The sequence below is a fragment of the Shewanella putrefaciens genome (genome assembly GCF_016406325.1).
Classification (GTDB): Bacteria; Pseudomonadota; Gammaproteobacteria; order Enterobacterales; family Shewanellaceae; genus Shewanella; species Shewanella putrefaciens.
This window is the reverse complement of the sequence record NZ_CP066370.1, coordinates 4,239,244-4,252,691: the sequence shown is the minus strand read 5'-3', so window position 1 is coordinate 4,252,691 and position 13,448 is coordinate 4,239,244. Positions and strand designations below refer to the sequence as shown.

Here is a 13,448-nt window from a genome sequence, read left to right as displayed (position 1 = left end):
TTTACCCTGTGGTTAAGCGCGGCGCCGGGACGGAGCATATAGCGCACCCCTTGCATCAACTCAAGAGGTGGCAGCATTCAGCCATTGATGTGTGCTGAATTGAAGTACCTAGGCGCGCTGAAACGCGTATCTTGGGATTGTTGGGTATAGGGCGTAAATTTTCATACCCGTGTCGAGAAAAGGTTATACAATATGGGCTTATGTTGGCTTGGGCATTGATAAAGTTAAATGGATATATTTTCTGCTGCGGTAATGTTATTTCTGATTATGGACCCTCTCGGGAATTTGCCGATTTTCGCCTCGATTCTACGTCATATCGAGCCTAAAAAACGTCGTAAAGTATTGATCCGCGAGCTACTCTTCGCTTTAGTTATCATGCTCGCCTTCCTCTATGCAGGCGAAGCTATCTTAAGTTTCCTCAATTTACGCTCCGAGTCCGTGAGTATTGCTGGCGGGATTATTTTGTTCCTGATTGCAATTAAAATGATTTTCCCTCAACCCGGTGGTGTTGTGGGGTTAGCTGCAGGTGAAGAGCCTTTTATTGTGCCAATGGCGATCCCCTTGATGGCGGGGCCATCTATCTTAGCCGCACTTATTTTACTCGCCCATACCGATGGCTCTCGTATGGGGGATTGGACGATTGCCTTAGTGTCGGCTTGGGCTGCAAGTGCGGTTATCTTGATGTTTTATAAGCTCTTCACCCGTATGTTGGGGGAGAAGGGTTTAACTGCCGTCGAGCGTCTTATGGGTATGGTGCTCGTGATGATATCGGTGCAAATGTTCCTCGATGGTGTTTCAAATTATATGAAAACGACGGGATAAATAGCATTCAAGTTATCTAAAATGAATAAAGCCGTATTAGCTTAAGGTTAATGCGGCTTTTTTCTTACCGAATATAGGCATTAGCTGAATATCTGCTGACAAAACAAAAAATGCTGCATACAGACAAATGTATCAAAGTTGTTACTCTTGCGGTGTCCTGATAATGTCAATCTTTCTGTATACAAACCATAACGCACCAGAATTTATACTAGATTATAAAGAAGGATGTATTTGCCATCGGATCGGTGTTTTTGTGTTAGCAAGCAGTGTGACAAGGGGCCGGTTTTTATGAGAGGTAAATTAAAAATGCGAAGCATAAAAGACATCACAGCATTTGTGCTGATGCTGGCATTGATGAGCGGCGCCAGTATTGCTGCACCAAATCATACCCCTGCTGATGCAGGGGTGATTAATAAGGAGCGAATCTTATATTGGCTAATTGAGCGCGGTGAGGTTTCTGTTGACGCGAGTAAAAGTGTCAAACAGGCTGCGGTTGAGGCTTATATTCATCGTGCTACCCTAGCTCAACCTAAGGCCCCTCGTATTGAGGTTGAAGCCGAGCATGCTCGTTTACAACAGTCCAAATCATCCAAGTTGATGCGTTCCCCTGCGCAGCGTTTAGTCGCCGATGCTGATGTCACAAAAACGGTGAAAGTATTAGCCGTTCTGATTGATTTTCCAAACCTAAAATATAATAACAATGGCTTAAAAACGGGTGATACAGAGATGTTCTACCCGAGTTATCCTGTCTCTCACTATAAGGATTTGCTCTTTTCTACCTCGGGATTTAAAGGTCCACAGGGGCAGGCTTTTGATTCGGGGTACCAGTATTATCAAGCGGTTTCAGGTAAAACCTTCTTCTTCACTGGCGATGTAAAAGGTTGGTATACCGCGAGTCAAAATGCGGAATATTATGGTGCTAATGATGCACAAACCGACAGTGATGCCAATGTAACTGACCTCATTAAGGAGGCTGTATCCCAAGCGGTTGCGGATATGTCGGCGGCTGAATTAGCCAGTTATGATGTTGAAGATCCTTACGATTTAAATAATAACGGCAACTTAGATGAACCTGATGGCATTATCGATCATGTGATGATTTTTCACTCCAGCATTGGTGAAGAAGCTGGCGGTGGAAAGCTGGGGGCCAATGCTATCTGGTCCCACCGATATTTTGTTGACCAAAGGACTCGCGGTTATGCCATTCCGAATTCAACGAAGAAATTGTTTGGCTACACTATTCAGCCAATTGATGCGGGAACTGGAGTGTGTACCCACGAGTTTGGCCATGATTTAGGTTTACCCGATGAATACGATACTTCGTCAAATACCAATAAAGATGGCTCGCCTGTAGGCTTATGGTCTTTGATGTCGGGTGGCAGTTGGGCTGGCAGTATTGCGGGTGCCCAACCGAGTGGTTTTAGCCCTTATGCTCGCTCTTACCTACAGGAAAAATACAAAGGAAAGTGGTTAAATGAGCGTGAAATAACCCTAGCGAGTATTCCTAAGTCTGGGATGGAGTTGACCTTAAATGAGGCGGTTAACCATCAAGCCGTGAATCAAATTTCTATTCCACTTCCTGCTGCGCCTATTCCTTTTAAGGCTCCCTATCAAGGCAGTTACCAGTATTATTCTGGCCAAGGAAATATGCTAAATAACAGTATGAGCTTTGCTGTTAATTTACCTACAGTAACAAGCGATAAACTCACTTTAACGATGAAAGCGAGTTGGAGCATGGAACCTGATTATGACTATATGCAGGTAAAAGTAAGAGGTACAGCAATTCCGGGTAATTATACAAAGTCGGTTAACGCGATGAATAGCGCTCGCCATATCATTACGGGCGAATCGTCAGCAATTCCTCAGGCGGAGGGTAACGATGCTTGGGTTACCTTAGAATATGATTTATCCGGCTTTTCTGGTACAGCAGTTCCTATTGAAATCAACTATGTGACCGATGAGTATGCCTCAGAGTCGGGGGTGACTATCGATAATATCAGCATTAAGCAGAACACCACTGAACTCTATGCTGATAACGCTGAAGTTGCGGGTAAAGTGACATTAAACGGTTATAGTCGTATCCAAGATGCGCGTCCTGGCGCACCATCGCGTTATCTTATGCAATTACGTAGCCATAATGGGGTCGATGCAGGCTTGAGAGTGGCGGGCTTTGATCCAGGCGTATTGTTATGGTTAGAGAACTTAAGCTATTACGACAATAATGTGTCTGCTCATCCTGGGTATAGTTTGATTGGTGTTATTGATGCCGACCAAAATATGATCGGTACTCGCTCTACCGATGAGCAAATCCGCGATGCAGCTTTTAGCACTGTGAGACAAACAGCGTTTGCGGGGGATAGCCATCTTAATGCCGTAAGCCTATTCGATGACAGTTTAGATTACAGTGCGCCCCTGCAACCTCAGTCAGGTATGGTGTTGCAGAAACTAGGCCTAACGATGGAGGTTTTATCCCAAGCCAGCAATAACAGTACTGCGGTTGTTCGCTTAGCCAATGCGAACTCCGCTGTGATAGTGCCATTAACGGTCAGTTTTACTAAAACAGTGAATCAGTTAGCCGTCAACTTTGTCAGTAATACTCAAGGTGCTGTAGGTGCAGTAACCTACGCTTGGGATTTTGGCGATGGCACCACAAGTACAGCGGCAGCGCCAACCCACACCTATACGGCGGCTGGGACTTACACAGTGACACTCACAGTAACAGATACACAAAATACAACAGCCAGTAGCAGTTCAACGGTAACAGTTACCGCGTCTGTCACGCCGCCAGTAACACCTCCGAGTAGTGAAGGTTCTGGTGGAGGTGGTGGTAGTTTAGGTTGGTTAAGTCTTGCTTTCCTTGGTTTATTTGCTTGGCGTCGTCAGTTACATGCTTACTAAGAACCAGATGAAAAATGCCTCTATTTAGAGGCATTTTTCTGCATTGTGATTAAGAATTAACGCAAGATAAAAGTGATCACTGGCAAATTGCTCGCTCGGCCGCAGGTAAAAATATTTCACTGACGATCATCTCATCCTGGCCGTGGTGAAAATAGCGACGGCGTCCCCACAGGAGATGTTCAACCCTTTGATCTAAACTTGCAGCTAAGTGTGCAAGACGACTACCTGTATCAAAGCTGGCGACTTCTATTCTGCCGGGGATAAAGTTATCTTGGCTAAAGAGTAATTCGCCAAGGGGACGAGAACCCAAACCGAGAAAATCCGCTTCTCGTTCAGACAGCAAAGAGAGTGGGATTAAGGTTCTGGCAAACACCCAAGGAACATTATCAAGGCATAGCAATACTTCACGAACCCAAACAGAGCCTTGCTGAGGATATTCATCTTTGAAGGGGGCGAGTTGGCCTTCACCGAGGACTTTGACTTCAAACTGATTGCAGCAGGTTTTGAGTTTTTTTGTCAGGCTGCCTGGGGCGAGTAACCACTCTTTTAGCGGTGACGGGGGAAGTTTATCGGTACGATCAGCACAAAACCATTGAATAGATTCACCATAGGGGAAGCTTAAGCTAGTCACATTCATTAAATACTCGTTACAATATAGGCAAACGTCGGCAGTCTACCATGTCGCGGCGCGAGCAGATAGATTGGGAAGTTTCTTCCATTGACCACACTTGTTAGGGAGCTATAAACCACGATGAAAAAATTACTAACAGCCTGCCTGATGGTGTTTGGTGTTGTTTTCAGTGTCTATGCCGCTGATGAGAAAGAAACGCCTCCCGCAACGCCGCCTGTGGCTAACTATGCTTACTATGGTTTTGATCCCGAGATTGTGACCAATTATATTTCCAATCGTAAAAAGCTCGGTTTTGTGAAGATCAGTGTTGAGTTAATGGTTAAAAATCCGGAAGACTTACTGATCCTTCAGCGCCATGATCCATTACTGCGCGCTGCGCTTGTCGAGATACTTGGAAATCAATCGGAAGAGAAAGTTAAATCCTTAATCGGTCGAGAAGAGATCCGCCGTGAGTGCTTTGATATGTTGAATAATCTCATTATTAAAGAATCGGGTAAGTCTATTATTTTAAACTTGTTATTTACTTCTTATCTCTACGATTAATCTCGTCATATTAGCGTAAGGGCCGAGTCAGTATCGGCCCTATGTATTGAGTTGTTATGCCAAAACCTCCTCGTTCTACTCAGATACTATCCTGTAATGCGCCTAACGGTAAGCCTAAAACTCAACATCCGAGTGCTCGAGCTAAGGTGAAAAGGACTCCCGTTAACACACGTTCAATCGCTGAGATAAAAAAAGCACTACATCCACGCAATGTCCATATTAATGGCTATGATTTTAACGCTCTGATCAAAGCATTTCCTCGACTTAATGCCTTTGTGCGACCAACATCATTTGGTGGATTATCCATAGATTTTGCGGATCCAGAGGCGGTTAAAACCCTGAATACTGCGCTACTTAAACATCATTATGGGATTGATTTTTGGGATATCCCTAAAGGCGCGCTATGTCCTCCTATTCCCGGTAGAGTGGATTATCTACACTATTTGGCAGATCTTTTAGCTGAAGGAGATCACCACTTAGTTATGGATCGTGTTTCTGTACTCGATATTGGTACTGGCGCGAATGGTATTTACCCTATTTTGGGCTGCCAAGTTTATGGTTGGCATTTTGTGGCATCGGATATCAATTCGATTTCTTTAGCGAATGTCCAAGGGATCATTGCACAAAATCCTGTATTACACGGCCGTTTAAATTTAAGATTGCAGGGCGATGAAAGCGCGATATTTAAGGGCGTTATTCAGCCTCAAGAACGCTTCGAGTTAACCCTCTGTAATCCACCTTTTCACGCTTCTTTAGCCGAAGCGGCAGAAGGAAGCCTGCGTAAAGTCCGTAATCTGCAACTTAATCGCGGTCGTACAGCCAAACCTGTGGCTAAACTGAATTTTGGGGGACAGGGGGCAGAACTCTGGTGCCAAGGCGGTGAGCCGCAGTTTTTAGCCACAATGATCGATGAGAGCCAAGCATTTGCCGATCAATGTTTGTGGTTTACGAGTCTGGTCTCTAAGAAGGAAAATTTGAAACCATGCTATCAAGCATTAGCGAAATTGGCCGTAGATACAGTCAAAACCATAGAAATGCAGCAAGGCAATAAAATGACGCGGATTTTAGCATGGAGCTTTCAGTCGGCAGCTAAACGTAAAATCTGGCGCAATGCGCATTTATCAGATTAATTGAATATAAAAGGTAGGTGTCATTGACGCCTACCTTGGTATTAAGCTATTGGTTTTCTTCTTTATGATCGCGGCGAAATAATGCCCATTCTTCAATAGTGTCACCGATAGGTAAGGTGCTTATTTACGACCTAATATGCGCAAAATTCGTAAGAATAGGTTGATGATATCCATATATAAAGCCGCGGCACTATCAATGGCATTATCTATGGTCTTGGGGATTTGATTCGCCCGTCCCCAGTCGTAACCGATATAACCGCAGAAAATAAGCACGACTATCCAATCTAAAATACCGTGGTGAGTATTAAAGATAAATATTTCAATCAGTTCAACCACGATAACGAGCAGTAGTGCTATGGTGAGTGCGCCAGCAATTTTTTGGAAAAAGGCGGGGAAAAGTGTACCTAAGCACATCATCGCTACGGTCACTAGCCCCGTTATTCTGATGGCTTCCGTGACTAACTCTGGATCATATTGACTCACTACCATATTGATAATTAAGCCAAAGGGGACGACTACAAAGTTATAGCCAATAAAGCTTACGACGGGGTTACTCGATTTTTGAAATAGATAAATCCCAAAGAAACAGGAGGCAAAATAGCCGATAAAGAAAATCCAAGGGTTAATACTTGCAATCGTGTTGGGATCAATATTAGTGACCATCCAATAGTTAACTGCAAATCCCCAAACGAGCGTTAGGCCTATCACTAGGTTATAAAGCCCCGCGCCTATGATAGTGTCGTTTGTCGTGCTACGGTCAAAAACGCTATTTTGTGAATCCATATGATCCTTTATATCCTTATAATTTATCGCTGTATAAAGCGAAGTTAATCTAAAACCACTACGGCTGTTATTGGCAAATCTTACAATGGGGTTGTTTGGGCAGTTTCATTTCGCGAAATTCCATGGTCATTGCATCGATCATTAAAATACGCCCTGCCAGTGTCTTACCCATTCCGGTTATGACTTTAATGGCTTCAACCGCTTGTAAGCAACCGATCATCCCCACTACAGGGGCGAGAATTCCTGATTCAACACAGCTTAATTGCTGCTCGCCAAATAGGGCGCTAAAACAATGATAACAAGGGGTTTCAACCTGATAATCAAACACAGTTACCATGCCTTCCATACGGATAGCCGCGGCAGAAATTAAGGGCACTTTATGCTTAAAACAACAGAGATTAAGCTGCTCACGCACGCTAACATTATCGGTACAATCGAGCACTATATTGTGGTCGGCGATAAGCGCATCAAATTCGTGGTCATCTAACACAGCATTGATAGTGTTGATTGCTACATGGGGATTTAACTGGCTTAGTGTTTGTTTTGCTGACGCCACTTTGGGCTGACCAATATTAGCGTCTTGATGTAACACTTGGCGTTGTAGGTTGGAGAGTTCAACCGTATCAAAATCCACAAGTGTGAGTTCGCCAATGCCCGCAACTGTCAGGTATTGGCTGGCGGCGCAGCCCAAGCCACCCGCGCCTATCATAAGTACTTTGGCCTGTTTTAAGCGTTCTTGACCGTCGATATCCATCGCTTTGATGGAGATCTGACGGCTATATCTTAAAAGTTCGCTGTCGCTGAGGATATCGACTTGATCATTCATATTACGCTAATCCTAGCAAAGCACTGTGTTAAAAGGTTCTACTGTTACTTTAGAACCTGCGGGAGTATCACCTTGGGATTGCTCTAATATTACAAAACAGTTCGCGAGGCTCATGGAGGTCAGCATGCCAGAACCTTGGCTGCCCGTAATGGCGACTTCAAGTTCTCCTTGGGTGTTACGGCTTAACACTCCCCGTTGATATTCAACTCGGCCAGGATGTTTACGCACTGGCGTTGTCAGTATTGCATCCAACATCAAAGGCGTTACAGGGGTTAATCCCTGCATCTTGTTCAGTATGGGCCACACTAACTTATAAAAAGTCACCATTGAAGAAACGGGATTACCCGGTAAACCACAGAATACGGCCTTACCTATACGCCCCATTGCAAAGGGTTTACCCGGTTTAATCGCGAGTTTCCAAAAGGTAATTTGGCCTTCTTCATCGAGAATTTGTTTAGTAAAGTCGGCTTCGCCCACGGATACGCCACCCGAGGTCAGTACCATATCGGCTTGGCTGGCTGCGGTACGAAACGCTTGGCGAATCGCTTCAGGATCATCGGCTATCACGCCTAAATCAATCCATTCCACATTTGCCCTGCTGAGCAAACCTTGAATAGAGTAACGGTTAGAGTCGTAAATTTGACCGGGAGCAAGCTCACTGCCGACGGGACGTAATTCATCTCCCGTTGAGAAAAAGGCAACCTTTAACTGGCGATAAACCCGCACTTGGCTCACGCCAATCGTGGCTAATACGCCTAACTCTGCCGCCCCAATTTGAGTTCCTGCGGTGAGTACTTTGGTGCCTTGGGTGAGTTCTTCACCTTTGCAGCGTACATTTGCCCCTTTGCCTTTGGGGTGATTAATGAGGATAAGTTCACCTTGAACTTCCGTTTCTTCCTGCATCTGTACTGTGTCATAACCCACAGGCACGGGCGCACCTGTCATAATACGCACACAAGTGTTTGCTTTGGCTTTACCTTCAAAACCATGGCCCGCAAACGCGCTACCTATGAGTCGCAATGAGGTGCGATTGGTTTGTGTATTTAAGTCGGCAAAACGAAAGGCATAACCGTCCATCGAGGAGTTATCGAAGGGGGGTAAGTCAATACAAGAGGCCAGATCTTCGGCCAATACTCTACCAAGTGCGTGGGGCAATGGTACGACTTCGGTGTCTGACACAGGACTCACTTGTTCGAGCAAAAGAGGAATGGCCTGATCGGGATGCATAAGGCTAGGTTGCGAACAAGGATCGGCTTTTACGGACATCGGGTCTTCCTTAAATGCAATGGTTGTCTAGGACAACGCGAAATGAGTTTTCACCTGAGTAGGGTTGTCTATTATGCCATGGTGATCTGCGATGGCTATGATCTGTATACCTGTTTCTGTGATAGGACTGTCAGTTTTTACTGCCGATTTAAAGGTAAATCGCAGCTTATTTGAATACCAAACCATAGGGCTGAACACGAGTCTATGAACAAATGAAAATCATTTTTATCAAAGAATCATTAACTTAGATAAGTATGAAAGGTAAATTTTGTTGCTTTTATTGGCCCCCTTAATGACAATGTGACCCTATGATTCAGTTCGAGCGCAAAAGAGGGTTTACTATGCTGTCAGCAGCCATGATCGACAAGTTGAATGAACAAATTAATATGGAGTTCTTTTCCTCAAACTTATACCTGCAAATGAGTGCATGGTGTGAGGATCAAGGGTTTGAAGGTGCAGCTAAGTTTATGCGTGAGCATGCCGATGAAGAAATGGGCCATATGCGTCGTCTGTTCACCTATGTGAGTGAAACCGGTGGTTTGCCTTTATTAGGGGCTATCGAAGCGCCACAGTCGCAATTTTCATCTTTGCTAGCCTTGTTCGAGTTGACCTATGAACATGAACAGTTGATCACTCGCCAAATCAATGCATTAGCCCATGCAGCATTTGCTAACCAAGATTACTCAACCTTTAATTTCCTACAATGGTATGTCGCTGAGCAGCACGAAGAAGAGAAACTGTTCAAGTCGATTGTCGATAAAATCCGTTTAGTAGGCGAAGATGGTAAAGCGTTGTTCTTTATTGATAAAGACTTAGCAAAGCTTGCCTCAAAGGGCGGTGAAAGCATTATGAATGGTCAGAGCCAACCACAGGCTTAACATTCTATGTAAAAAACAAAAAAGCAGCCTAGGCTGCTTTTTTGTTTTTAGGCGTTTTACGCTTAGAAATTACTGCATTCAGCTTCACCATCGGAATCGAGTCGTATCTGGTACTTTTGTTTGAGTAATGGTGTGACGTCATCGAAAGGCAGTGGCTTAGAAATTAAATAGCCTTGGGCGAAATCACAGCCTAAGTCTTTTAGGAAATTCCATTGTGCTGGGGTTTCTATCCCTTCGGCGACGAGTTTCATTTCAAGACTTTGGCCCATCATCACAATCGCTTTGACTAAGTTGGCATTTGAAGTGCTTTCGAGGGCATGTTCTACAAAACTGCGGTCAATTTTTATGACAGAAATAGGATATTTCTTCAAATAACTGAGGGATGAATAGCCTGTACCAAAATCATCGATATAAATCTGTGAGCCTAGCTGACGAATAGCATTGAGGGTACTGAGGCAGTGGCTGGCATCGCCCATCAGCATACTTTCAGTGATCTCAATATGAACATTTCTCGGATTAATATGGTGGCGATTGAAGCATTCTTGCAGCACCTGATCAAAGCTCATTCCGCGCGTATTGATGCATTGCCGGCCAGAAACATTGATAGCAACATTGATATTTAAGCCGCTTTTCTGCCATTGCCTAAGATCACTCATGGCTTGATTGAGCACCCATTCCCCCATAGGTTCAATGAGTCCTGTTTCTTCGGCAATCCCGATAAAATGATCTGGCGGTATTAATCCCAAATCGGGATCTTGCCAACGGATAAGTGCCTCAACACTGCAGACTTGGCCTGTTTTCATATCCACAATCGGTTGATAATGCAAGGCAAACTCATTTTGTGCCACTGCGCGGCGAAGGCGTTGTTCCAGTTCCATGCGGGCAAACATGGCTTGGTTCATTCCCGAGGTAAAATATTTAAAGTTATTTCGCCCTGCGTCTTTGGCTTGATACATTGCCATTTCGGTATTGCGGGTGAGGGAGCTCACATCAAGGCCATCCTCTGGGTAGACCCCAATACCAAAGCTGGCGGAGATTTGGATCTCTCGCTCGTTCAGACTAAAAGGCGTGGCTAAGGTTTCGATAATGCGCGTAGCCATATGCTCAATGGCAAGTTCATTAGTGAGGCGTGGCAGAATAAGCACAAACTCATCGCCGCCGATCCGCGCAATAAAATCGTTTTGGCCACCGATGCTTTCTAAGCGTTTGGCGACATCCTGAAGCAGCAAATCCCCCGTGGCATGACCCTGCACATCGTTGATGTATTTGAACTGATCTAAGTCAATTAGTAGGATGGCCAGTTTGCGTGAATCGTGTTGAGCCAGTTGGATTTCGTGCTGTAGTCGTTCGTTAAACAGTTTGCGATTGGGTAGGCCTGTTAAGCTATCAAAGTTGGCTTGATACCAGAGGTCCTGCTCATATTGCTTACGCTTGCTGATATCCATAAATAAACCAATATGCTGGATGATCTCTCCTTGTTCATTCTTGACAACTGTGATGGCAAGATACTCGGGATACACCTCTCCATCTTTACGCTTATTCCAGATTTCACCTTCCCATTTCCCTTCTTTTTGAAGCGATTGCCACATAGCGGTATAAAAATGTGGCTGATGGCGTTTAGCGCTTAGTATTGATGGGTTGTGGCCTTTAATTTCATTTAAGGTATAACCCGTTATCTGGGTGAAGGCGGGATTAATCAGTTCAATATGGTTTTCAGCATCTGTGACCACTATGCCTTCGGCGGAATAATTAAACACGGCTGCGGCTCGGCTTAGCGCATGGCTTGCCTTTTGACGTTCGCTAATCATGCGGTTCATGGCGCGGGCCATTCGGGCGAGTTCATCTGAACCTGAAATATTGATATTAATATTGAGTGTGGGATCCGCCGCCATTTGCTGCATCCCATTGGCAATTCTGGTTATTTTTTCCATAAAATTGCTAATAATTTTGCGGCCAAGCCAGAGCGTTATTGTCGCGGTTAAAAATGCCGAGAATAAATAGAGTCCGAGTAAGGTCAAGGCTTTCGTTTTTAAGTACTCACTCTGTAGCGCCATAGATTGAGTCATTTCTTTGCTGATGGCGTGTAATTTGTTGATGCGATCCGTTGTCAGTTTCCACCAGAGTTGACTTGTGACTGGATGAGGCGGCATTAACAGTTTACCCATTGCTTCGTTTAGCTGTGCCTTTTTGATATTCATAAGCCCGTTGATATCTTCAAGAGGGCGTTGCTGCTGTTTAAGCTCGTGCAACTTATCCATATAAAATGCGTATTGTTCTATCGTGTTTTCAACCACATTTACTGGGGTGGCTAATTCGGGTAGATGACGAATTTCATGATTCAATTCAGCTAAATTGAGTCGGATGATGGATAGCGCGGCATTAAATTTTTGTCGTGCAGCATCTGTACCTGTAAGTCGGTAATCTTGAAAGCTATCGATTAAACCACCATAACCTAAATGAGCATTGATCGTTTTGGCTAGGGTACTAATGCGTAGCTGTTGCTCAATCTGTTGGCTGATTTTTAAGATTTGCAGGCTTTCGGGAGAGGTTTGAACCTGATGAATAAGGGACTGTTTGGTTGATATGGATGCATTACTGGCGTGTAAAATTGCTTGGCCGTATTCATAGATAACAGTACTTATTGTACGGTAATCAGTGATATTGAGTTCTTTTGATAACAGCATTTGATTGATCACATTGCGCTCTTTTACTGCCAATTCCTGCACAGTGATCAGATTCAATAAATCAGTGTAAGCACGAGATTGATTAATATCGTTAGTTTGCAACTGTAACAGTTGGAGTAGTTGCAATAATTGCTTATTGAGTTGGAAATAGAGCTCAGTCAACGCTTGTGGTTGTTTATCTGATACACCTTGACGAGCCGATGCTAAGTTATGACTTGAAAGTGCAATAGCGTCTCGTTGTGCTTGTAATTGCTCTGATGCTGGTTGAGCACCCGTGAGTGCATCAATTAAGGTCGCGAATGATGTGCTAGTGAGAAGATGAGTTAAAGCCTTCTTGGTGTTAGTTTGCTGTTGCTGCAGTTCCGTTTCATCGGATGGTGTTGCCGCTTGGCTGCCATTGACGCTAAGACTATATTCGTTTTGCAATTGATATAGTAAATCAGTTACTTGTGCCGTTGTTTGTATTGCTAGATGACTATGATCCGCGGCGCGGTATTCTTTAGCCAGAACGTACATTCGGGTTAATACGAAAAAGCCCATCATCAATAGGGGAAGCAAAGAAAACAGAATCAGTTTTTGCTTCAAACTGAGATGATGTAGCGTTGATGGCATACAAGCTTACTCCTACCCATTTGCCTAGTTGGAGATATAAAAAATCAAGGCAATTGCCTTGATACTGAGTTAAATGGTGAAAAAAATGAGCCTAGGCACAGGGTGACGATTTTTAACATAGACCCGAACAGCCCGCGACCTTTAGTTTATGGATATCTAATCTAGGTCACGAAATTAAGCAAATTGTTATATATTGGTCTAAGCAATTATTTTTATTGACGTATTTCCCCTATCAAACAATTGGATTGTTTGTCTGTGATATTGAGCAGTATTTGAGCGTTAGCGATGTTAGCTGACTCACTAGGCGGTAAAGCCGAATATCAATTGCATACTTATCGTGGTGGTCCGTGACGATGTTGACCTTATGGGTAATGC

10 protein-coding genes are annotated in these 13,448 nt (G+C 44.1%); 5 read left to right on the top strand and 5 right to left on the bottom strand.

What is annotated here, in order from left to right; translation table 11 throughout:
- Window positions 1-228: 228 nt before the first annotated feature.
- Together JEZ96_RS18845 and JEZ96_RS18840 are read left to right on the top strand one after the other, a co-directional pair.
- Window positions 229-822 carry a YhgN family NAAT transporter gene (locus JEZ96_RS18845; protein WP_011791174.1) on the top strand — a complete coding sequence of 198 codons (594 nt, stop codon included), beginning with the start codon at window positions 229-231 and terminating at the stop codon, window positions 820-822.
- Window positions 823-1,128: 306 nt separating this feature from the next.
- Window positions 1,129-3,720, top strand: a complete 2,592-nt coding sequence (locus tag JEZ96_RS18840; RefSeq protein WP_025007971.1) for an immune inhibitor A domain-containing protein — start codon at window positions 1,129-1,131, stop codon at window positions 3,718-3,720.
- 76 nt (window positions 3,721-3,796) lie between these two features.
- Here the strand turns inward: JEZ96_RS18840 and JEZ96_RS18835 are convergent, their stop codons facing one another.
- Entirely contained in the window at window positions 3,797-4,357 is a 561-nt protein-coding gene (locus JEZ96_RS18835; RefSeq protein WP_011791172.1) for a chorismate--pyruvate lyase family protein, read from the bottom strand.
- A gap of 114 nt (window positions 4,358-4,471) precedes the next feature.
- On the opposite strand from JEZ96_RS18835, the gene JEZ96_RS18830 reads away from it, so the two are divergent.
- Window positions 4,472-4,894 carry a flagellar basal body-associated protein FliL gene (locus tag JEZ96_RS18830; RefSeq protein WP_011791171.1) on the top strand — a complete coding sequence of 141 codons (423 nt, stop codon included), beginning with the start codon at window positions 4,472-4,474 and terminating at the stop codon, window positions 4,892-4,894.
- 56 nt (window positions 4,895-4,950) lie between these two features.
- Window positions 4,951-6,024 (top strand): 23S rRNA (adenine(1618)-N(6))-methyltransferase RlmF, encoded by a 1,074-nt coding sequence (gene rlmF / locus JEZ96_RS18825; RefSeq protein ID WP_025007972.1) that lies wholly within the window; start codon window positions 4,951-4,953, stop codon window positions 6,022-6,024.
- 120 nt (window positions 6,025-6,144) lie between these two features.
- Here rlmF and JEZ96_RS18820 read toward each other — a convergent pair whose 3' ends face one another.
- The 3 genes from JEZ96_RS18820 to moeA all read right to left on the bottom strand — a co-directional run bounded on the left by JEZ96_RS18820 (window position 6,145) and on the right by moeA (window position 8,899).
- Window positions 6,145-6,807 (bottom strand): Bax inhibitor-1 family protein, encoded by a 663-nt coding sequence (locus tag JEZ96_RS18820; RefSeq protein ID WP_011791169.1) that lies wholly within the window; start codon window positions 6,805-6,807, stop codon window positions 6,145-6,147.
- A 67-nt stretch (window positions 6,808-6,874) separates the two neighbouring features.
- Window positions 6,875-7,633 carry a molybdopterin-synthase adenylyltransferase MoeB gene (moeB, locus tag JEZ96_RS18815; protein ID WP_011791168.1) on the bottom strand — a complete coding sequence of 253 codons (759 nt, stop codon included), beginning with the start codon at window positions 7,631-7,633 and terminating at the stop codon, window positions 6,875-6,877.
- A gap of 12 nt (window positions 7,634-7,645) precedes the next feature.
- Window positions 7,646-8,899, bottom strand: a complete 1,254-nt coding sequence (gene moeA / locus JEZ96_RS18810; RefSeq protein ID WP_011791167.1) for a molybdopterin molybdotransferase MoeA — start codon at window positions 8,897-8,899, stop codon at window positions 7,646-7,648.
- A 341-nt stretch (window positions 8,900-9,240) separates the two neighbouring features.
- Here moeA and ftnA point away from each other — a divergent pair, with 341 nt between their 5' ends.
- A complete protein-coding gene (ftnA, locus tag JEZ96_RS18805; protein ID WP_011791166.1) occupies window positions 9,241-9,777 on the top strand; it encodes a non-heme ferritin in 537 nt (178 codons plus the stop codon).
- 62 nt (window positions 9,778-9,839) lie between these two features.
- Here the strand turns inward: ftnA and JEZ96_RS18800 are convergent, their stop codons facing one another.
- On the bottom strand, window positions 9,840-13,073 hold the full coding sequence (locus JEZ96_RS18800) for a bifunctional diguanylate cyclase/phosphodiesterase (protein WP_011791165.1): 3,234 nt from the start codon (window positions 13,071-13,073) through the stop codon (window positions 9,840-9,842).
- Between the last annotated feature and the right edge of the window lie 375 nt (window positions 13,074-13,448).

Excerpts from the sequence above, each read along its gene's own strand:
- JEZ96_RS18845 (WP_011791174.1), top strand. The coding sequence starts at position 229 with ATGGATATATTTTCTGCTGCGGTAATGTTATTTCTGATTATGGACCCT.
- JEZ96_RS18840 (WP_025007971.1), top strand. The coding sequence starts at position 1,129 with ATGCGAAGCATAAAAGACATCACAGCATTTGTGCTGATGCTGGCATTG.
- JEZ96_RS18835 (WP_011791172.1), bottom strand. The coding sequence starts at position 4,357 with ATGAATGTGACTAGCTTAAGCTTCCCCTATGGTGAATCTATTCAATGG.
- JEZ96_RS18830 (WP_011791171.1), top strand. The coding sequence starts at position 4,472 with ATGAAAAAATTACTAACAGCCTGCCTGATGGTGTTTGGTGTTGTTTTC.
- rlmF (WP_025007972.1), top strand. The coding sequence starts at position 4,951 with ATGCCAAAACCTCCTCGTTCTACTCAGATACTATCCTGTAATGCGCCT.
- JEZ96_RS18820 (WP_011791169.1), bottom strand. The coding sequence starts at position 6,807 with ATGGATTCACAAAATAGCGTTTTTGACCGTAGCACGACAAACGACACT.
- moeB (WP_011791168.1), bottom strand. The coding sequence starts at position 7,633 with ATGAATGATCAAGTCGATATCCTCAGCGACAGCGAACTTTTAAGATAT.
- moeA (WP_011791167.1), bottom strand. The coding sequence starts at position 8,899 with ATGTCCGTAAAAGCCGATCCTTGTTCGCAACCTAGCCTTATGCATCCC.
- ftnA (WP_011791166.1), top strand. The coding sequence starts at position 9,241 with ATGCTGTCAGCAGCCATGATCGACAAGTTGAATGAACAAATTAATATG.
- JEZ96_RS18800 (WP_011791165.1), bottom strand. The coding sequence starts at position 13,073 with ATGCCATCAACGCTACATCATCTCAGTTTGAAGCAAAAACTGATTCTG.